Below are 19,291 nucleotides of genomic sequence, written 5' to 3'. Positions count from 1 at the left end.
GACACATATTTCCCATAAGCATCCCGACGCGGCGTCAACGACGCCGCTCTGCACCAAATAACCGATGAAAGTCTGGAACATGACCCCACAAGAAGCCTCTGCCGCCGCCGCCAAAGTCTGCCTGCTTGCCCCTGTTGTCCCTGTTTTGGTAATTGATGACGCCAGCACAGCAGCTGATTTGGCGCGGGCGCTTGTCGCTGGCGGCCTACCTGCCCTTGAAGTCACACTTCGCACGCCCGCCGCTTTGGACGCGATCCGCGAGATGGCGTCAGTGCCCGGCGGTGTTGTTGGCGCTGGCACATTGCTGACGCCAAAAGACGTCGAAGCTGCCAAAGAAGCAGGTGCAACATTCGGCGTATCACCCGGCGCAACCGACCGACTGCTAGACGCGTGCGAAGCCAATGACCTGCCGTTGTTGCCCGGTATCGCCACAGCGTCCGAGGCGATGCGCCTACTGGAACGCGGCTATAGCGTGCAAAAATTCTTTCCCGCGGAAGCAAACGGCGGCGCGCCAGCGCTTAAGGCGATCGGCGCACCGATCCCGCAGGTCAAGTTCTGCCCGACAGGCGGCGTAAGTCTGAAAAATGCAAATGATTACCTTAGCCTAAGCAACACTCTTTGTGTTGGTGGATCTTGGGTTGCACCCAAAGATATGGTCCAAGCGGGCGATTGGGCTGGCATCACAGCGCTTGCGCACGAGGCATCACAGCTACAAGCCAGCTGATTATTCAGGAACACGCGCTCGCCTACCGCCACGGCGTTTGGGCGGGCGCACATCAGCCAATGCTGCAGATAGTGTAACGATCATCGGATGGTCCTGCGGCATATCGCTATAAGTCACGAGATGCGTTCTGATCGCCGCCTTTGCATCGACATCGGCCGCAATCCCCATCGCCCATTCTAAAAAGATTGTCCTGCACTCTTCGGTGGTAATGCCATCAATCCGGAAAGATTCACGGATCAGGCCAGTCGGGTCGATTGGATCACGCGTCATCTGCTGCCCCCAACATCCGGCTAATCACCGCATCCGCCGCTGCGGCCTGCGCGTGCAGCTGGTCAGACAGCTCTGCCAGATCACTGCAATCTGTTTCACGCAAAATCAAACGCTTGGCCCCTTCACCAACTTCATCAGGGCGCAGTGGCCCACCCGTTAACAAACGAGCAACCGCTTGCAAGCGCCACATAAGCCGCGCCGCGTCATTCACCGCCTGCGCGTCAGCGGCACTAACCCAGCCGTCTGCGACACCGGCCTCTAATTGCGCGTCCAATTCACGTGCCGACGATCCTGCGCGCAAACATGCCGTTTGTGCGAACAGTTCGATATCTTGCAAGCGACCGGGGCCAATCTTGGCATCCCAATCACCTTGCGAAGGTTTTGCAGCCGCAATCCGGCGGCGCATGTCTGCGACATCGGTAAGTACGGTTTCACCTTTGCCCTTTTCGGCCAAGACGGCAATGCGGACGTTTTCTATCTCGTCCGCCAGCTCTGGATTACCAGCCATCACGCGCGCGCGCGTCAGCGCCAGATGTTCCCACGTCCAGGCTTGGTTGCGCTGATAATCTGTAAACGCCTCAAACGAGGTTGCGACCGGCCCCTGCCTGCCAGACGGGCGCAACCGCATATCCACCTCGTACAAACGCCCCTCTGACATGGGCGCAGAAAGCGCGGTTACCAATGCTTGGGTCAATCGGGCGTAATATGGACGGGTCGCAAGCGGACGACGCCCATCCGATGCCTCAATCCCTTGGGCATCATAAACCATAATCAAGTCGAGATCCGATTCCGCGTTCAACCGCCCGGCCCCAAGCGACCCCATGCCAAGAACCACGCCTCCGCGTCCCGGCATCGCCCCGTGTTTTTTGGTAAATTCGTCAACGATGACTGGCCATAGCCCCGCAACAACCGCACCAGCCAGATCAGCATATTGGCTACCCGCCACCTCTGCGCTGATCAAACCGCGCAGCAAATGCACACCAACGCGGAAATGCCATTCCTTTGCCCAACGGCGCGCAGCGATAAGTTGGGTTTCGTAATCGTCGAGGGAACCCAAAGTGGCGGTCAGGTCAGCCTGCAAACCATCCTTGCCCGGCCAAGGGTCAAAGAAAGCGCCGCCGATCACGGCATCAAATACGCCAGAGTTACGCGATAGGTATTGCGACAGTTCTGGCGCGGTCGCAGCGATATCCACGATCAATTGGGTCAGCTGCGGGTTGGCCTCGAACAAGGAAAACAATTGCACGCCAGCAGGAAGGCCGGACAGGAAACCATCAAACTGGATCAAAGCCTCGTCCGGCTTTGCGGCCTCTTGCAGTCGGGCCAAAATTTCAGGCTTAAGCCGTTCAAATATCTCGATTGCGCGAGATGACCGGAAGGCTGGATAATTGGCCCACCGCGCAACAATTTCCGCGCCCCAATCGCTGGTTTCGCTTGGCGCTGCATCGGGTGCAAAGAAGCCTTCAGTTAATGCGTGCACCTCTTCGATACGATCTGAAATTTCGGACCGTAGCGCATCCACTTCCGTTCCCATGAATGCTGCAAGGCGTTCGAAACCTTCAGCATCATTCGGCAAGTGATGGGTCTGCGCGTCATTGATCATCTGCAATCTATGCTCGACTTCGCGATGATATTTATAATGATCGTATAGTGTTACAGCGTCATCCTCAGGCAACCAATTAGCTGCCGACAGCCTATTCAGCCCGTCCCGTGTTCCGCGCACGCGCAGTGACGGGTCACGCCCACCTGCAATCAATTGGCGCGTTTGCGTAAAGAACTCGATCTCGCGGATACCGCCGCGCCCTAACTTCATATTGTGCCCTTCAAGCACAAGTTTTCCGTGCAGCCCTTTGTGGTCACGGATCTTTAGACGCATGTCATGGGCGTCTTGGATCGCGGCGAAATCCAAATGCTTGCGCCATACAAATGGGCGCAACGCATCTAGGAATCTACCACCGGCGTCGACATCGCCCACGCAAGCGCGCGCCTTGATATAGGCGGCACGCTCCCATGTCCGGCCCACACTTTCATAGTAACGTTCGGCGGCTTCCATCGACAAACAAACCGGGGTCGCTGACGCATCGGGCCGCAAGCGCAGATCGGTCCGAAACACATACCCGCCCCCACGAACATCCGACAGCATCGCAGCCATTCGTCGTGTCACCCGGATAAAGCTTGCACGGATTTCGTGATAGTCGTCGGGATCAAATCGGGTTTCATCGAACAGGCAAATCAGATCGATATCGGACGAATAGTTCAATTCGCCCGCGCCCATTTTTCCCATGGCCAATGCGAACATCCCACCAGCTTGCGCCGGATCACCGTCACTAGGGAGCTTACCGCGCGTTACTTCTGCCTCGACCAATCGCACCAAAGCAGCTTGAACAGCGGCATCAGCGAAGTCGGTTAGAACTTGAGTGACGGTCTCTAACTGCCACACGCCACCTAAATCTGCCAACGCGGTAATCAGCGCGATCCGCCGTTTGCATTGGCGCAAATGCCCAGTCAGTGCGTCTAGCGAGATTTCGGGCAATCCGCGCAAGATTTCGTCAACTGCCTGCTCTGGGGCTTCCATTGCTGAAACAATCCATGCTGCTTCAACTTGTAATAAAGTTGCGAGATAGGGGCTGCACCCGGCTGCGCCCTCGATTAGCGAAACCAACGCCACCGGTAAATCAGGGAGATGCGATAACGCATCTTGTCCCCTGTCTAAGTCATAGGGGCGCGGGCAACGGGTGAGGCGATCGGTAAAAGACATGCGCCACAGTTACCTTCCACAGCGGTCTGGTCAATCCGAACCCGCGCGATAAGGTGGATCAAAAAGGACATGAAGATCATGAGTAAAAGCCTAAAAAGGGTCGTTCGCGCGCTACATGATGCAGGATTGGATATTTCACCACTCGAAATGGCTACTGAAACACGCACGGCACAACAAGCCGCCGATGCTGCCAACTGCCACGTAGATCAAATTGCGAAATCCGTGATCTTTGCGGGCGAGACATCTGGGAAAGCAATCCTATTTATCACTGCCGGTGGAAACACGGTCGATATCGCCAAGGCCAGCGCCATCGTAGGAGAGGCACTTGGAAAGGCAGATGCTGGGATGATCCGTGCGCAAACGGGGTTCGCAATCGGGGGTGTCGCACCTGTAGGGCATCTAAATCCGATCCAGACATTTATGGATTCTCGTTTGTTTGAATTTGGTGAAATTTGGGGTGCTGCAGGGACACCTCGGCATATTTTCCCGATAGAGCCAGATATTTTGCGAAAAATTTCTGGCGCATATATCGCTGATTTTACGGCATAATATAGATTAATGTAAAAAACATTCACATAACCTCTTGAAGGTCATGGGCCGGGTTCCGATATCTATTAATGTGAAAGGTATTCACATAGCAACAAACCACATAAAGGAGCCCACCATGAACACCGCCACCCAATCCCAGATGGCCCCCACCCATCCTCTTGGGTTTTTCGCCCGAGCCGAGTCTTGGCTAGACGAGCGCGGAAAAGGTGCTTGGATCGCCGCAATGGTTATGGGCTTCATCTTTGTCTGGCCAATCGGCCTTGCCCTTCTTGCCTATATGATCTGGAGCAAACGCATGTTTAACAAATCTTGCAGTCACAAATCCCACCGTCGTCACATGCGCCAATCTAGCGGAAACAACGCATTTGACGCGTATAAGCACGAAACCCTGCGCCGTCTCGAAGAAGAGCAGGACAATTTCGAAGCCTTCTTAAAACGTCTGCGCGATGCAAAAGATAAGGCCGAATTCGATCAGTTTATGAACGAACGTGCCAACGCAACAAGCGACGATGCACTCCCTGAACCTGCCAACTAAACAGGCGAACAGGCGACCCAAACACCTTGGGCCGCCTGCCCCCTTCATTTTAAAACCAGAGCATTCCAATGACTGACACGCCTTATTACCCGACCGCCGACGCATTTTCGGGCGTCACATTAAAACGTGGCCTCGCGTGGATCTTTGACATCATCATCATCGGCGTCATATGCACGCTCGTATTGCCGTTTACAGCATTCACCGGGATATTCTTTTTTCCGGCGCTGATGCTGACTGTTGGCTTTTTCTACCGCTGGTTCACAATCGCAAATGGATCTGCGACATGGGGCATGCGCATGTTCGGTATCATACTCAGGGACCTATACGGTCGCCCGCTATCATCGGGAACTGCGCTTGCTCACACGCTGGGATACACAATAAGCGTCTGTGTTACACCTTTGCAGCTTATCTCGGTGATATTGATGCTGGTGTCGCGCGAATCCAAAGGTCTTACTGATTATCTTCTTGGGACTTATGCCATGAACCGCTATGCGTGAGAAAACTCAACCATCGGATGTAACACATATACGAAAGCGTTGTTGCCAGATAGGAAACAGGGCTTGGCCTGATGAAAATGGATTGTTAAGGTTTTTAGACACATTACCCGGATGACCCCATGCGCCACACGCTTCCTATTGCACCGCAGTTCTATGTCACTGCACCGCAGCCCTGCCCCTACCTTGAGGGCCGGATGGAAAGGAAGCTGTTCACTGCATTGCAAGGCGACACCGCGACAAAGCTAAACGATTCCCTTTCTAAACAAGGGTTTCGTCGTTCCCAGAATGTGCTTTACAGGCCATCTTGCGCGGAATGTTCAGCATGTATGTCAGCGCGCATTGATGTTTCAAAATTTACCCCAACACGCAGTCAACGCCGCGTTAGCAAGCGTGGTGCATATCTGGATCGGCGCGCCACATCGCCTTGGGCAACGGAAGAACAATACGATCTGTTTCGCGAATACTTAGATGGGCGCCATGCAACCGGTGGCATGGCTGATATGGATATGTTTGAATTCGCCGCTATGGTCGAAGAAACACCTATCAGGTCACGTTTGATCGAATACGCGCACAACAGAAAACTTCACGCTGTTTGTCTGACTGATATTCTCGATGATGGGCTTTCGATGGTCTATTCGTTTTTCGACCCGGCGTTAGAAAAGCTGTCTCTTGGGACGTATATCATTCTTGATCATATCAATATCGCGCGCGAGCTTGGGCTGCCTTATATCTATCTCGGCTATTGGGTGCCCGGCAGCCGAAAGATGGATTACAAGGCTAAGTTCGAAGGCTTAGAAATTTACAAAGGTGGCCAATGGACACCATTGGGTGATCCATCCCAGTACAGTTCAGATGTGCACCCGCTGTCGAACGATCCGATTGCGGAACAGGTTGCACAGATTAAGCTACCTGACGGTCGCATCTAAAAAATCATGGACAACGAAAAAGGCGCGCGCAGTTCCCTGCACGCGCCTTTCTTTTGTTTATTTGCGCTTACTTCAACAGGTTCGGCACGATTGTTACGACGCTTGGCACCAATGCTAGCAACAGCAACGCGCCCACCTGAATGGCGATGAATGGCATCACACCGCGGTAGATTTGGCCTGTCGTAATCGACTTCGGTGCAACCCCGCGCAGATAGAACAGTGCAAACCCGAATGGTGGCGTGAGGAACGATGTCTGCAGGTTCACCGCAATCATGATCGTGACCCATTTTGGATCAAATGTACCGCCATAGATGACTGGCCCAACAATTGGGATCACGATGTAGATGATTTCGAGGAAGTCCAAGACGAACCCCAAGATGAACAGAACGAACATGACCAGCAGGAACACCTGCCATTCGTTGTCAAACGACCGCAAGAACTGCTGAATATAGTGTTCGCCACCGAATGAGATCAGTACGAGGTTCAACAGTTGCGACCCGATCAAGATCGTAAACACCATCGATGTCACTTTGGCAGTTTCGCGGACAACGGGTGACAGAACGCCGCCCGAAAGCAGAACCCAGCAAGACCAGCCCAGACCAAACATCGCGTATAGGAACGAAACGAACGCGACGAGATAGGCAATGCGATTTTCGAAAAGCACGACCTCTTGCCCCATACGCATGTCAAAGTTCACACCGACCAGCAGCATCACAACAATTGCAGCCGTGGTCTGCAGAACGATCCGACCGGACAGCCCCTGATCTTGACGCTTGCGATAAGCAGCAAGCAACAGCGCACCGCCCGCCCCCAAGGCCGCAGCCGGTGTCGGGTTTGTAATCCCGCCAAGGATCGAGCCAAGCACCGCAATGATCAGAACCAGCGGCGGGAAGACCACGCGCAGGATTTCATTCGCCGATAGATACTTGATCGCGACACGCATCCCAAAGAAGGCGACCAAGAGCGGCAATGCGATAATCATCGTCGTGACGCCAGGTGAGGTCAGCGGCGAAATGAACGCAAGGTCAGCAAGCAATAACAGCACGACCCCTGCCACGCCAATCAGCAATGGACGTGCGTCCTTGCTTGGCGCGACACCACGCGCAATGGCGAGTGTCAGCGCAAGGAACATCGCGGTGATCCCAATACCTGTGCCAATTGGTGCAGCATTTGCAACGCGCTCTGCTGTAATCGTTGCGCGTTCTTCGTCGCTCAGTGCGCGCGCCTCGGCGACGCCACCAGCTTCGTCAATTGCAGCTTGCTCAGATAGCGCAGTTTCCCATGCCTCTGCACCGTGCAGATCAAGCATCGCTGCTGCACAGTCATCGCTGACATTTGTACGCAAGGATGCTGTTTGCCCTGCATCGGTAAAGCTATCAACGATGATCGTCTGATTGCCCAGCAGACCAGTCTGGCCAAGCCCGATGGTCAAACCAATGATCCCGACAGGCACAGCGAGGAACCAAGTAAAGGCCTCATTACGGGTGACAGTTTCACCTGTGCCGCCAGTTTCGAATTGTACAGCAGGCGCTTTGGATGGGTTCAGCAACGCAAACACAAATGCGTAACCTGCATAAAGCACCGCCAGCATGATCCCCGGAAGCATCGCCGCTTGGAACAACGTGCCGACGGACACAACAGCGGGTTCGCCCAGATATGTCAGAGCATCAGAACAACCCGCAAGCTGCGCGCGTTCTTCTTGGGCGGCTGAATAAAGGTCACCAGCAAGCGTGCCCAACAGAACGATAACAATGGACGGTGGAATGATCTGCCCCAACGTACCAGACGCCGCAATCACACCTGTCGATAGTTCGGGCGAATACCCGTTCTTCAACATCGTCGGCAGCGCTAGCAAACCCATGGTTACAACTGTTGCGCCCACAATACCGGTGGAAGCAGCAAGGAATGCGCCAACGATCACGATGGATACAGCCAAACCGCCGGGCAATGGACCGAATACTTTGGCCATTGTTGTCAGCAGCTCGTCTGCGATGCGCGACCGCTCTAGCACGATCCCCATCATGACGAACATCACAACAGCAAGCAGTGTTTCGATCGACTGACCAGCAAGAACACGTTCGTTCATACGGTTCACAAGGAAACCAACGTTACGATCAAGCGCTTGTTCCCAACCGTTGGGGAACAACACATGTTCATATCGCGGCAATTCGGGGTATCGGAACACTGATACCGCGTCCGGCCGCACACCTTCGGCGATCAGAGCGGCGTATTCCGCAGAGTTTGTATCAATCGCGGCATGGATCAACAGACCAGAGCTGTCGAGAGCGGCGATAATTCCGAATGAAATAACGGCAGAACCACTAATCGCAAAAGCGACAGGAAAGCCCGACAAAATCCCAGCAAACAACGTCAAAAAGACGATGATGATGCCGATTTCTACGCCATCTAAACCTAAAAGCATATCTCGCGCCCTACCTTAGTGAATTTCTGCGACAAGTTCAGCGGTCGCATCGCCGATCACATCACGGTCGAGGTTCTTGCCATCACTGTCCGGGCCTTCTTTTAGCTCAAGGTACGAGCGATAAAAGAACGCAACAGCCTGCATCATCACCATGATGGTGAAGGTCACCAGTAGGATTTTGAACAGGAAGTAGGCGTTAAACCCATTTGGTGAAAAGCCGATAGTTTCGACGTTCCAACGCAGCGCACGGGCCTTGTTCACCAGACGGTCAAGACTATCTGACGCCGAGGGGTTCGGCACCACAAGGTTGCGCCACAAGAAGAACCAGCCGTAAAGCCATGTTAGAATAGCGGCAGGCACCATCAGCAACAGCGAACCGACCATATCGATGATCCGCTTTGTACGGTGGCTTACGGCGGAATAGACCAGATCAACGCGGACGTGGCCGCCTTGGACGAATGTATAGCTCGCGCACATGCAGACGATCATCGCGTTATATAGCTTGAGCTCTTCTGACCACCAGCTGACGTCTTTGGCAAAGTTCACGCCAAAGCCGATGCCGATTTCAGACACCGCAAAGATGCGCTGCATAAAGATGATCACGATCTGCTGCAGGACCATCAGCAGCCCTGCCCAAGCGAAAAAGCGACCGACCTTGTTTGCGATGCCTTCAAGCACACGCACGCAGCCCCACATGAACTGGTTGTTCACAAAGCCAACGATGCTGACGATCATGAAAATGACAAATACCACAAAGAACAATTCGACCGAGGCGCCGTAGTAGATAAAGCGCATGAGCGCTTGTTTGACCTCTAGGTCGTCCATTGCTGCATTGGTAAAGGGAATCCACGACAACCACTGGCCGGGATGCGTCACTGCGTAGCCAAAATTGTAAAATGCTTCGATTAGGTTGGCAAAGAACCAACCAATGGGGTTACCCCCCCATGCTTCGACCAGGCCCATGTCCCAATCCCCCTGTCGCGATAATTTTTTGATAGGTGCTTCCCTTGCACCCTTATGCATGAGGGCCCCTATGCAATACGCATCGGGCCCTCACGTTAGATAGTCACGTTAAGTGAATGGGCCTTAGCCCATTACACGGTCACGCTGGGCGCGGTAAGCACCTTCAGATTTCTGGATCCAGCCAGAAGACGCAGCCATCGATGCGTTGTAGCTTGCACGCAGACGGTCATAGATGTCGTCGCCAGCATACTGGTCCAGTGTTTCTTTCGCAGCAACACCCATTGCATCCCAAACGGTATCAGGGAATTCCAGAACCTTAACACCGCCAGCTTGTAGACGCTGAAGTGCTGCACCGTTGTTGTTCATGAACTGTGCAAGGTTCCACTGATGCGCTTCGGCAGATGCTATTTCGATGATTTTCTGGTGCTCTGGGCTTAGGCTTTCGAACACATCTAGATTTGTCGCAAGTGACAGGGCAGCGCCCGGCTCGTGCATACCAGCCGTATAGTAGAATTTAGTGATTTCTTGGAAACCAGCTTTTTCATCGGCCCATGGGCCGATCCACTCGGTACCATCAATCGCACCAGACGCCAATGCTTGGTAAACTTCTGCGCCCGGCAGGTTTTGTACAGATGCACCCATTTTACCCAGCGCCTGACCACCCAGACCTGGCATGCGGAACTTCAGACCTTGGAAGTCTTCTGGACCAGTGATCTCCTTTGAGAACCATCCGCCTGCTTGTGGACCAGTGTTACCTGCAAGGAAGGATTTCAGACCAAAGATCTGACCCAATTCGTCGTGGAAACCTTGGCCTTCGCCTTGGTAGTACCAGTTAGAAATTTCCTGCGCGGTCATGCCAAATGGTACGGATGTGAAATATGCATAACTAGGGTGTTGGTTCACAAAGTAGTAGTCAGCACCGTGGTACATGTCTGCCTGACCAGAAGTCACAGCATCAAATACTTCAAACGCACCAACGAGTTCGCCAGCGGCTTTAAGGTCGATTGTCAGCGAACCGCCAGACATCGCAGTGATCGTATCAGCAGCACGTTGTGCAGCATCGTGCACACCCGCCAGACCACGTCCCCACGTCGTCACAAGCGTCAGCGTGCGGTTGCCCTGCGCGTATGCTGGTGCAGCAAGCGCTGTCGCAGCGGCGGCCGTACCGCCAAGTGCAGAGTTCTTTAGAAATGAACGGCGATCCATGAAATTTCCTCCCAGATATTATTCTTCCACCCCAAACACAGGCAAAAGCAGATCGTTTTTCGTCCAGGCAGGTTATCGCGTGATTAGCGAAGCTAAAATACGTAGTTTTACGTAGAAAGCGCATTTTTGTTACATTTTCCGACCAATATCGCACTATTATTAAGCGAACACATCCGTGCGCAAACAACGAAGCCGACAGCATGGGTTTGATTCGTCACGATTCCCCGCTAACGATCACACCATGAATGGGCGAATTTCGCGGCTTTGCGACATGTTGAATATCGATTACGGGCAAAAGGTCTTTCTTTTGGCCACGGTGCCGCTTGTGTTAGCTGTATTTCTGATTTCACTGGTCGTCGCAACGCAATCGCGTCAGCTCGCTGAACGTGAAATCCAAGCTCTCGAGGCCCAGCTCATCGCGACTAAACGCGCAGAGCTTCAGAATTATTTATCCATTGCGCGCACCGCTGTGGTGAATACCTATGGCCGTGCGGCCCCGGATGACGACATCGCAAAATTGGCAGTCACCCAAGAATTGTCTTCGATGCTTTATGGGCAAGATGGCTATTTCTTTGTGTTTGACTACGACGGAAACAACCTTGTCGCACCACGCCAAACCGACCTCATCGGGCGAAACTGGCTGGGGCTTACTGACCCGAACGGAACCCAGATCACCAATGAACTAATCCGGATCGCACGTACGGGGGGCGGTTATCACAGCTTTATCTGGACAAAACCATCAACAGGCGAACAAGCGCGTATGATCGCCTATGTGAACGGCTTTCAGGATTGGCGCTGGGTCATTGGCACCGGGATATTTATCGATGACGTGCTTGATAACGTGGCCGCGTCGCGCGCCGAGGTCCAAGCACGCATTACGCGGACTTCCTTCTATATTGTCGTGATCGCGATCATTGCTCTGATTGGCGTATTTATGACTGGTATGTTTTTAAACTTGCGCGAACGGCGGCTAGCCGACGTAAAACTAAAAGAACTTACCCAGCGCATCATCGACACCCAAGAGGAAGAACGCGGTCGCGTGGCGCGGGAATTACACGATGGCATTAGCCAGATGCTAGTAGGCGTACGCTATGCACTTGAACTGACCCGGCGCAAGCTCGGTGATAATAGCATCGATAGCCTGAACAAAGGGATAGACGGGTTAGGTCAAACCATCCAAGAAGTCAGGCGCATTAGCCGAGACCTGCGTCCCGGCGCGCTTGACGATCTTGGGTTAGGCCCTGCCCTGCAAGCATTGACCGATGAGTTTCGGACACGCACCGGGATCCATACCGAATTTGAGACGGTCGTCTTTCGCAATCGCCTAGACCAAGATGCAAGGATCGCGCTCTATCGCATCGCCCAAGAGGCGCTGACGAATATTGAACGCCACGCGAGCGCGACACATGTTCACATGACGTTAAAGGGGCATCGATCTGGTGCAATGTTGCGCGTCTCAGACAACGGCGTGGGCATGGTCTGGCCCCAACCAGAACGACGCGGAACGCATGGCCTCGGGTTGCGAAATATGCAAGAACGTATCGAACAAATCGGAGGGACCTTGCGCATTGAAACATCACGCAACAACGCCCCCACCGGAACCATTATCGAAGCACAGGTCCCGTTAACCCACCTGTTAAGTCCACAAAAGACGCCAAAGGAAAACGCATGACGATCCGCATTCTGATCGTGGACGATCACCCCATGGTCACCGAAGGCATACAAGCCATTTTAGAAAGCTATGACGACATCGAAGTTGTCGGCGCGCTTAATAACGGCCAAGACGCCGTGGATCAGGTGATTGCTCTTGCGCCCGATGTGATACTGCTTGATCTCAACATGCCCGGTCTTTCGGGGTTAAATGCGACCGAGATCATTTTGGAAAGACGACCAGATACCCGGATCGTGATCCTTTCGATGCATGATAGTCCGGCCTATATCTCGACCGCACTCAGCCACGGCGCGCGGGGATATATTTTGAAAGATGTGCCAACAGAATCGATCCGACATGCAATTGATGCGGTAATGGCTGGCGAACAATATCTATGCACTGGCGCCAAAGGGTCATTACGCCCCAAAATCAGCGACGGGCGCGAAACTCTGACCAGCCGCGAACAAACGATCCTGCTTGAACTGGCCCAAGGCAAATCCAACAAAGAAGTCGCAAACACGCTGAATATCTCTGTTCGTACAGTTGAAACACATCGCAATAATATCAAGGGCAAGCTTGGGATCAGTTCTACTGCTGGGCTAACCCGATATGCAATGGAACATGGTGTGCTTCAAGGTACTGGAATCTAAAGAAACCGTACCCAACACAGTTAGGCACGGCGCAAGACTTTAGTTTTCGACCGTGGTTTTGATACCTTCGCGCACAATCTCGAACCACTCCCCAGACAGGCGGAGTTCTTCCAAACCTGCATTAATGATCTCCATATAGGCTTCGCCATTAGGGTTGCTTTTGGAGACGAACACATGAAGCGTCTGCTTAGATGTCAGTGTAGGCAGATCGACAACGACGTCTTTCATACCGGCATTTGTCGCATCTTCCTCAGCCGGTAGTGCGTCATAGGTCACGACATCCACTTCGCCATCGCGCAGTAAATCCCAACAGGTAGCTTGGGTCGGCGGTTGAACAAGTTCGATATTTGGGGAAACAAGCGCCTCGCCCTCTAGATCAAACGTGAACCACGCATCTGGGCGACACAGTCGTGCGCCGAACAGGTCAGAGTAGCTATCCGCAGAGGCATAGGCGCTGCCAGCAAGCGTGTAATACCCAACCAGCGCATCGTAAAACGGCTCTGAATGATTGAAATCGGTGCATCGATAGGCGTTCGGGGCAGAAAGATTATCAACTTTTGTGCAATCCGGTTTGAACCATGGAAAAGCCATATCGATCGCGCCCGACGGCAGCAAATCTTGCAAATGCGAATTCCAGTCATTGACGAACATGATGTTGAATTCTTGGTCTTCATTACCAAGCTCCATCGAACGACGCACCATCTGCGTGAACAGTCCACCACCGGGCAGGCTTTCTTCTGTGAATGGCGCATAGCCACTTGAAGTCACAAATCTGAGCGGACGATCAAGACTTTCCGGCTGTAACGTCGGCGTTTCAGCCGGAACTGGTGCCGTCGCTTCAGTCACGGGAAGCGCACCATCTGCACAAGGGATCTTTAAAACTTGTCCAACCTCAAGCAAATTTGGACTCTCTAAAACATCGGTATTTGCATTGAATAATACCTGATAACCGCCCGGGACCTCTGCCCGTTTTGCAACCTGGCTAAGGGTATCACCACGAACAATCGTATAGCTTGTACACTGCTCTTGCGCCTGAACTTGCCCGGCAGACGCCGCAACAATACCAAAACTCATGGCGCATAATGCGGCAAAACCGGATGAAGAAAACAAAGTTACTCTTGGCAGGACTATTTTACCGGCTTGGGTTCTAACATTCGACATTCATCATCCCTTTCGCTTATCATTTATCGTGTGTTTACTATTTCACAGAAATTCAAAATGTCTTGAAAATAATGCAACCACATCGACAATAACCCAGAAACACTTGATATTACCGCGAAAACAGCACCAATTATTTATAGAACCGCCTTGCGCTTAGGCATCATGCAATGCCTATTTGCACACAGAAAACGGATCACAAATCGGAGCGAAAGATGACCGAAACATCAAAGTATGTCCCACCAAAAGTCTGGACATGGGACGCTAAGAACGGTGGCGAGTTCGCCAGCATCAATCGCCCCATTGCGGGCCCTACCCACGACAAAGATCTACCAGTTGGAAAGCATCCGCTACAGCTTTACTCTCTTGCGACCCCAAACGGCGTAAAAGTTACTGTCATGCTCGAAGAACTGCTCGCGGCGGGGCATGGTGCAGAATATGATGCTTGGCTCATCAAAATCGGCGATGGCGATCAGTTTGGCAGCGGTTTTGTTGATGTGAACCCGAACTCAAAAATCCCTGCCCTGATGGATCATGGGACGGGAAGCCGTGTTTTCGAAAGCGGTGCGATACTGCTGTATCTTGCTGAAAAGTTTGGCGCGTTTTTACCAACGGATCAAGCGGCACGCACTGAGGCGATGAATTGGCTGTTCTGGCTACAAGGGTCTGCGCCTTATCTGGGCGGCGGCTTTGGTCACTTCTACGCCTATGCACCCGAAAAATTCGAATATCCGATTAATCGCTTTGCAATGGAGGCCAAGCGCCAACTTGATGTTCTTGATCGTCAACTTGCCGACAACCGCTACCTATCTGGCAAAGATTATACGATCGCCGATATGGCAACTGCGCCTTGGTACGGCCGTCTGGTCAAAGGCGAAGGGTATGATGCCGGCGAATTCCTCGATGTAGGAATTTACAAAAACGTGATCCGGTGGGCAGACGAGGTCATGTCACGTCCCGCATTTATCCGTGGCGCCATGGTCAATCGCACATCCGGCGCGCCCGAAGGTCAACTGCACGAACGTCATGATGCCAGCGATTTCGATACAAAAACGCAAGATAAAATCGGGTAATAGACCTAACCTTGTTGAGGATGCATCCAACGTCAGGCGACTGCGCTGGGTGCATTACCAGCGCAGTCGATCCATACCAACTGCGCCCTACCCGCAGCTTTGGCGTGATACAGCGCCTTATCAGCGAGACGCAGCATATTATCGACACTGTCACAGCACCCAGTTTCAACTACCCCAACAGAAGCCGTCACTGAAATATGCTTTTGCGTAAACGGATCCACATATACCGCCCCTAGAGACATTCGTTCGCCAAGACTTTGTGCTTCACTCTGTGTCAAGGCGGGAACAAACACGGCAAATTCTTCGCCGCCCAATCGGCCAACAAGATCGGTTTTGCGCACCAAACCCGTCATCGCGTGGCCCATTTCACACAATACCTGATCTCCAGTCGGATGACCGTAACTATCGTTGACGACCTTAAAATGATCCAAGTCCAGCATGAACAAAACCCCCGCCGGCTACCTAGAAAGCGCATCAAGAAATGCCCGCCTATTCAGTAAGCCTGTCAACGGGTCCTTTGACGCCATCTTAATCGCATCCTGCGTCAAGCGGTTTGAATATCGCAGTAACACAATTGCAAAAACAACCAACGGCGCAGACGTGAAGATGGCCATCCCAAAATGCCTAGCTGCATGGTAATTTGTGTGGTCTTGCACAATGAGTTCCGACAAAAAACCCAAAATCCCGACGACGGCACCCCACATAAAAATCGAAAATACCCAATGCCACCAACGGCGTGGAACAACCCATGCGACAAAATTTTGCATACCAACCAAAAACCCAACTGCTACGTCTTAGGTATGATTTGATTCACCTAACGCACGCTTAAGTTGGGGCGCAAAATATACGATATGAAAGAAAATTCCAAAAACACCCGCGCAAACGACATTTTCTCCAAACAGGCTGTTGACCCTTGGATGAGCCAACACTATTGTCATCCCACACGAGAGGAACCCCGATGAACAACGTCGTACTCATTCTAAGATACACGCGCATGGGCCGGTAACGGTAAGACCATAACGATCCCATGCGCCCCCGACAAACTCGGGGGTTTTTTTGTGACCAATGATAAAATAGCGGATAGGACGCGAGAACAATGACAAAAGCCATGACGGGCGCAAAAATGGTAGTACAGGCTCTGATCGATCAGGGTGTGGAAGTCGTCTTTGGATATCCCGGTGGCGCCGTCCTACCGATCTATGACGAGATTTTTCAGCAAAACAGCATTACGCATGTTTTGGTACGTCACGAACAAGGCGCGGTTCACGCAGCCGAAGGTTACGCACGCTCGACGGGCAAACCCGGCGTTGCACTGGTGACATCTGGTCCCGGCGCCACGAACGCGGTGACCGGTCTGACTGATGCGCTGCTGGACAGTATTCCATTGATCGTTCTGACGGGTCAGGTTCCGACATTCATGATCGGGTCCGATGCATTCCAAGAGGCCGACACCGTTGGCATCACCCGCCCCTGCACCAAACATAACTGGCTGGTAAAAGAGACCGACAAGCTGGCCGCGACCCTGCACGAGGCGTTCCATGTTGCCACATCTGGTCGTCCCGGCCCGGTTCTGATCGACATTCCCAAGGATGTTCAGTTCGCAACAGGCACCTATACGCAGGCCAAACAGGTCGAGACCCACTATAACCCGCAGGTTAAGGGCGATCTGGATGCGATTACTGAACTGGCGAAAGCCATGGAAACAGCGAAACGTCCCGTGTTCTATACAGGTGGCGGCGTTATCAACTCTGGTCCGGCTGCATCGCAGCTGCTGCGTGAACTGGTTGCTGCGACTGGTTTCCCAATCACATCCACGCTGATGGGTTTGGGGGCATATCCTGCATCCGGCGACAGCTGGATCGGTATGCTGGGCATGCACGGTCTGTACGAAGCCAACATGGCCATGCATGATTGCGATCTGATGATTAACATCGGCGCGCGTTTTGATGACCGGATTACCGGGCGTCTGGATGCATTCAGCCCCAACTCAAAAAAGGCACATATCGATATTGATGCGTCTTCGATCAACAAGGTCATTCACGTTGATATCCCAATTCTGGGCGACGTTGCCCATGTGCTTGAGGATCTGCTGAACGTCTGGAAAGCCCGCGGTCGCAAAACCAACAAAGAAGGCCTGTCCAAGTGGTGGAATCAGATCAACGAATGGCGCAACGTGAAATGCTTGGACTTCAAGCAAGACGGCAAGATCATCAAGCCGCAGTACGCCCTGCAACGCCTTGAAGAATTGACCAAAAAGCACGATCGCTACATCACGACAGAAGTGGGTCAACACCAAATGTGGGCCGCACAATACCTTCGCTTTGAGGACCCCAACCGTTGGATGACTTCGGGTGGTCTGGGCACAATGGGTTACGGCTTCCCCGCCTCTATCGGCGTGCAAATGGCGCACCCAGATGCCTTGGTCATCAACGTCGCGGGTGAGGCATCATGGCTGATGAACATGCAAGAACTGGGTACCGCGATGCAATACAAGCTGCCCGTCAAACAGTTCATCTTGAACAACGAACGTCTGGGCATGGTGCGTCAATGGCAAGAGCTGCTGCATGGTGAACGCTATTCATCCAGCTGGTCAGAGTCCCTGCCCGATTTCGTGAAACTGGCCGAAGCATTTGGCGCGAAAGGCATTCAATGCCACGATCCAGATGCGTTGGATGACGCGATCATGGAAATGATCACGTATGACGGCCCTGTCCTATTCGATTGTCTGGTCGAAAAACACGAAAACTGCTTCCCGATGATCCCGTCGGGCAAGGCACATAACGAAATGCTGTTGGGGGATGACTCGACCGAGGGCGCCATTCAAGGCGCTGGCGAGGCTTTGGTCTAAAACTCTTTGGCCCGGCCAATAGGCCGGGCAGCCCCCGACCCTCCCCGCGGGAGGGGGCTTCACCCCCACCCAGGGTCAGGGGCTGCACTTTACCCTGACCGTCAAAGATCAAAACAAGGCACATCACATGTCCGCACTAAAAATCAAAAAAGGCGCTACAAGCCACTCTGCTTATAACCTACGCCCCAACTATTCTGACACGATTGAACAACACACGTTGGCTGTTCTCGTTGAGAACGAACCCGGTGTTCTCGCACGGGTAATCGGGTTGTTTTCGGGACGGGGTTACAACATTGACAGCTTGACCGTGGCCGAGGTCGATCATTTGGGTCACCGGTCACGCATTACGATTGTTACATCAGGCACCCCACAGATCATCGAACAGATCAAAGCCCAGTTGGGTCGCATCGTTGATGTTCACAAAGTGAATGACCTGACCGTCGAAGGCCCATCTGTGGAACGCGAGTTGGCGCTATTCAAGGTATCAGGTAAAGGCGAAAACCGGATCGAGGCCGTTCGCCTTGCGGACATCTTTCGCGCGAACGTGGTCGATAGCACGCTGGAATCATTTATCTTTGAAATCACTGGCACGCCCGAAAAGATCGATGCGTTTGCGGAATTGATGCAGCCTTTGGGCTTGCAGGAAATCGCCCGGACAGGTGTCGCCGCGCTTTCGCGTGGGGCAGTATAAATAGAACGCGCCGGATCAGCCCCCTGATCCGGCGCAATTTCTTTTAGCTTGGCAGAAGGCCAGCTTCTTGCCCTGTGGCAATTTCGTCAGCGTCCAGCAGGCCGTCAGCAGAAACATCCATTGCTTCAAAGTCAGCTTCTGTCAGGTCGGGCAGAACAGCTGTCAGCTCTGGGTAGCTGTACATTCCGTCACCATTGATATCGATTGCTGCGTCCTGCGCGAATGCAGGAACAGCAAGCGTCATCACGATAGCAGCTGGTGCCAGAAGTGTTTTAACATGGGTCATTTTCGTTCTCCATTAAGGACATTACGAAGGTCTTGTTGCCTTCGCCATAACACATGGTCGTCCTTTGCATCGCTTACCATGCCC

18 protein-coding genes are annotated in these 19,291 nt (G+C 53.0%); 10 read left to right on the top strand and 8 right to left on the bottom strand.

The features are described from left to right. Positions 1-79: 79 nt before the first annotated feature. Positions 80-724 carry a bifunctional 4-hydroxy-2-oxoglutarate aldolase/2-dehydro-3-deoxy-phosphogluconate aldolase gene (gene eda / locus CLV80_RS01280; RefSeq protein ID WP_106354419.1) on the top strand — a complete coding sequence of 215 codons (645 nt, stop codon included), beginning with the start codon at positions 80-82 and terminating at the stop codon, positions 722-724. Here the strand turns inward: eda and CLV80_RS01275 are convergent, their stop codons facing one another. Together CLV80_RS01275 and CLV80_RS01270 are read right to left on the bottom strand one after the other, a co-directional pair. Then, positions 725-994, bottom strand: coding sequence for a hypothetical protein (locus tag CLV80_RS01275; RefSeq protein ID WP_106353934.1), 270 nt, complete (start codon positions 992-994; stop codon positions 725-727). Then, positions 984-3,752 (bottom strand): [protein-PII] uridylyltransferase family protein, encoded by a 2,769-nt coding sequence (locus CLV80_RS01270; RefSeq protein WP_106353932.1) that lies wholly within the window; start codon positions 3,750-3,752, stop codon positions 984-986. The genes CLV80_RS01275 and CLV80_RS01270 overlap by 11 nt, the downstream gene beginning before the upstream one ends. A gap of 78 nt (positions 3,753-3,830) precedes the next feature. On the opposite strand from CLV80_RS01270, the gene CLV80_RS01265 reads away from it, so the two are divergent. From CLV80_RS01265 to CLV80_RS01250, 4 genes are all read left to right on the top strand, one after another. After that, a complete protein-coding gene (locus CLV80_RS01265; RefSeq protein WP_106353930.1) occupies positions 3,831-4,301 on the top strand; it encodes a YbaK/EbsC family protein in 471 nt (156 codons plus the stop codon). Positions 4,302-4,416: 115 nt separating this feature from the next. Continuing rightward, a complete protein-coding gene (locus CLV80_RS01260; protein ID WP_106353928.1) occupies positions 4,417-4,836 on the top strand; it encodes a DUF2852 domain-containing protein in 420 nt (139 codons plus the stop codon). Positions 4,837-4,904: 68 nt separating this feature from the next. Further along, complete coding sequence (locus CLV80_RS01255) at positions 4,905-5,333, top strand: RDD family protein (RefSeq protein ID WP_106353926.1); 429 nt, start codon at positions 4,905-4,907, stop codon at positions 5,331-5,333. 119 nt (positions 5,334-5,452) lie between these two features. Further along, a complete protein-coding gene (locus CLV80_RS01250) occupies positions 5,453-6,259 on the top strand; it encodes an arginyltransferase (protein ID WP_106353924.1) in 807 nt (268 codons plus the stop codon). 67 nt (positions 6,260-6,326) lie between these two features. Here the strand turns inward: CLV80_RS01250 and CLV80_RS01245 are convergent, their stop codons facing one another. The 3 genes from CLV80_RS01245 to CLV80_RS01235 form a co-directional block, all read right to left on the bottom strand. After that, positions 6,327-8,681 carry a TRAP transporter large permease gene (locus CLV80_RS01245; RefSeq protein ID WP_106353921.1) on the bottom strand — a complete coding sequence of 785 codons (2,355 nt, stop codon included), beginning with the start codon at positions 8,679-8,681 and terminating at the stop codon, positions 6,327-6,329. A gap of 15 nt (positions 8,682-8,696) precedes the next feature. Then, positions 8,697-9,644, bottom strand: a complete 948-nt coding sequence (locus CLV80_RS01240; RefSeq protein WP_106354418.1) for a TRAP transporter small permease subunit — start codon at positions 9,642-9,644, stop codon at positions 8,697-8,699. Positions 9,645-9,767: 123 nt separating this feature from the next. Next, complete coding sequence (locus tag CLV80_RS01235) at positions 9,768-10,850, bottom strand: TRAP transporter substrate-binding protein (protein WP_106353919.1); 1,083 nt, start codon at positions 10,848-10,850, stop codon at positions 9,768-9,770. Between the two features lie 271 nt (positions 10,851-11,121). Between CLV80_RS01235 and CLV80_RS01230 the strand changes: the two genes are divergently transcribed. Further along, complete coding sequence (locus tag CLV80_RS01230; protein WP_243394341.1) at positions 11,122-12,522, top strand: cache domain-containing protein; 1,401 nt, start codon at positions 11,122-11,124, stop codon at positions 12,520-12,522. Then, positions 12,519-13,151 (top strand): response regulator transcription factor, encoded by a 633-nt coding sequence (locus CLV80_RS01225; protein WP_106353915.1) that lies wholly within the window; start codon positions 12,519-12,521, stop codon positions 13,149-13,151. The genes CLV80_RS01230 and CLV80_RS01225 overlap by 4 nt, the downstream gene beginning before the upstream one ends. A 39-nt stretch (positions 13,152-13,190) precedes the next feature. Here the strand turns inward: CLV80_RS01225 and CLV80_RS01220 are convergent, their stop codons facing one another. Further along, positions 13,191-14,312, bottom strand: coding sequence for a LysM peptidoglycan-binding domain-containing protein (locus CLV80_RS01220; protein WP_106353913.1), 1,122 nt, complete (start codon positions 14,310-14,312; stop codon positions 13,191-13,193). 212 nt (positions 14,313-14,524) lie between these two features. Here CLV80_RS01220 and yghU point away from each other — a divergent pair, with 212 nt between their 5' ends. Continuing rightward, positions 14,525-15,382 carry a glutathione-dependent disulfide-bond oxidoreductase gene (yghU, locus tag CLV80_RS01215; protein WP_106353911.1) on the top strand — a complete coding sequence of 286 codons (858 nt, stop codon included), beginning with the start codon at positions 14,525-14,527 and terminating at the stop codon, positions 15,380-15,382. Positions 15,383-15,414: 32 nt separating this feature from the next. Here yghU and CLV80_RS01210 read toward each other — a convergent pair whose 3' ends face one another. Further along, complete coding sequence (locus tag CLV80_RS01210) at positions 15,415-15,822, bottom strand: GGDEF domain-containing protein (RefSeq protein ID WP_106353909.1); 408 nt, start codon at positions 15,820-15,822, stop codon at positions 15,415-15,417. Between the two features lie 656 nt (positions 15,823-16,478). Here CLV80_RS01210 and CLV80_RS01200 point away from each other — a divergent pair. After that, positions 16,479-18,230 (top strand): acetolactate synthase 3 large subunit, encoded by a 1,752-nt coding sequence (locus CLV80_RS01200; RefSeq protein ID WP_106353904.1) that lies wholly within the window; start codon positions 16,479-16,481, stop codon positions 18,228-18,230. A 127-nt stretch (positions 18,231-18,357) separates the two neighbouring features. Beyond that, a complete protein-coding gene (gene ilvN, locus CLV80_RS01195; RefSeq protein WP_106353902.1) occupies positions 18,358-18,921 on the top strand; it encodes an acetolactate synthase small subunit in 564 nt (187 codons plus the stop codon). A 43-nt stretch (positions 18,922-18,964) separates the two neighbouring features. Here ilvN and CLV80_RS01190 read toward each other — a convergent pair whose 3' ends face one another. Next, positions 18,965-19,207, bottom strand: coding sequence for an EF-hand domain-containing protein (locus CLV80_RS01190; protein ID WP_106353900.1), 243 nt, complete (start codon positions 19,205-19,207; stop codon positions 18,965-18,967). Between the last annotated feature and the right edge of the window lie 84 nt (positions 19,208-19,291).

Origin of the sequence: Yoonia maritima (assembly GCF_003003285.1) — a bacterium.
GTDB lineage: Bacteria > Pseudomonadota > Alphaproteobacteria > Rhodobacterales > Rhodobacteraceae > Yoonia > Yoonia maritima.
This window is presented reverse-complemented; position numbering and strand designations above follow the sequence as displayed.

What these genes read in the sequence shown, in the direction of transcription:
- CLV80_RS01225 (WP_106353915.1), top strand. Translation starts at nt 12,519, where the DNA reads ATGACGATCCGCATTCTGATCGTGGACGATCACCCCATGGTCACCGAA.
- CLV80_RS01255 (WP_106353926.1), top strand. Translation starts at nt 4,905, where the DNA reads ATGACTGACACGCCTTATTACCCGACCGCCGACGCATTTTCGGGCGTC.
- CLV80_RS01230 (WP_243394341.1), top strand. Translation starts at nt 11,122, where the DNA reads ATGTTGAATATCGATTACGGGCAAAAGGTCTTTCTTTTGGCCACGGTG.
- eda (WP_106354419.1), top strand. Translation starts at nt 80, where the DNA reads ATGACCCCACAAGAAGCCTCTGCCGCCGCCGCCAAAGTCTGCCTGCTT.
- CLV80_RS01265 (WP_106353930.1), top strand. Translation starts at nt 3,831, where the DNA reads ATGAGTAAAAGCCTAAAAAGGGTCGTTCGCGCGCTACATGATGCAGGA.
- CLV80_RS01270 (WP_106353932.1), bottom strand. Translation starts at nt 3,752, where the DNA reads ATGTCTTTTACCGATCGCCTCACCCGTTGCCCGCGCCCCTATGACTTA.
- CLV80_RS01235 (WP_106353919.1), bottom strand. Translation starts at nt 10,850, where the DNA reads ATGGATCGCCGTTCATTTCTAAAGAACTCTGCACTTGGCGGTACGGCC.
- CLV80_RS01275 (WP_106353934.1), bottom strand. Translation starts at nt 994, where the DNA reads ATGACGCGTGATCCAATCGACCCGACTGGCCTGATCCGTGAATCTTTC.
- CLV80_RS01190 (WP_106353900.1), bottom strand. Translation starts at nt 19,207, where the DNA reads ATGACCCATGTTAAAACACTTCTGGCACCAGCTGCTATCGTGATGACG.
- CLV80_RS01200 (WP_106353904.1), top strand. Translation starts at nt 16,479, where the DNA reads ATGACAAAAGCCATGACGGGCGCAAAAATGGTAGTACAGGCTCTGATC.
- CLV80_RS01220 (WP_106353913.1), bottom strand. Translation starts at nt 14,312, where the DNA reads ATGTCGAATGTTAGAACCCAAGCCGGTAAAATAGTCCTGCCAAGAGTA.
- CLV80_RS01260 (WP_106353928.1), top strand. Translation starts at nt 4,417, where the DNA reads ATGAACACCGCCACCCAATCCCAGATGGCCCCCACCCATCCTCTTGGG.
- CLV80_RS01240 (WP_106354418.1), bottom strand. Translation starts at nt 9,644, where the DNA reads ATGGGCCTGGTCGAAGCATGGGGGGGTAACCCCATTGGTTGGTTCTTT.
- CLV80_RS01250 (WP_106353924.1), top strand. Translation starts at nt 5,453, where the DNA reads ATGCGCCACACGCTTCCTATTGCACCGCAGTTCTATGTCACTGCACCG.
- CLV80_RS01210 (WP_106353909.1), bottom strand. Translation starts at nt 15,822, where the DNA reads ATGCTGGACTTGGATCATTTTAAGGTCGTCAACGATAGTTACGGTCAT.
- yghU (WP_106353911.1), top strand. Translation starts at nt 14,525, where the DNA reads ATGACCGAAACATCAAAGTATGTCCCACCAAAAGTCTGGACATGGGAC.
- ilvN (WP_106353902.1), top strand. Translation starts at nt 18,358, where the DNA reads ATGTCCGCACTAAAAATCAAAAAAGGCGCTACAAGCCACTCTGCTTAT.
- CLV80_RS01245 (WP_106353921.1), bottom strand. Translation starts at nt 8,681, where the DNA reads ATGCTTTTAGGTTTAGATGGCGTAGAAATCGGCATCATCATCGTCTTT.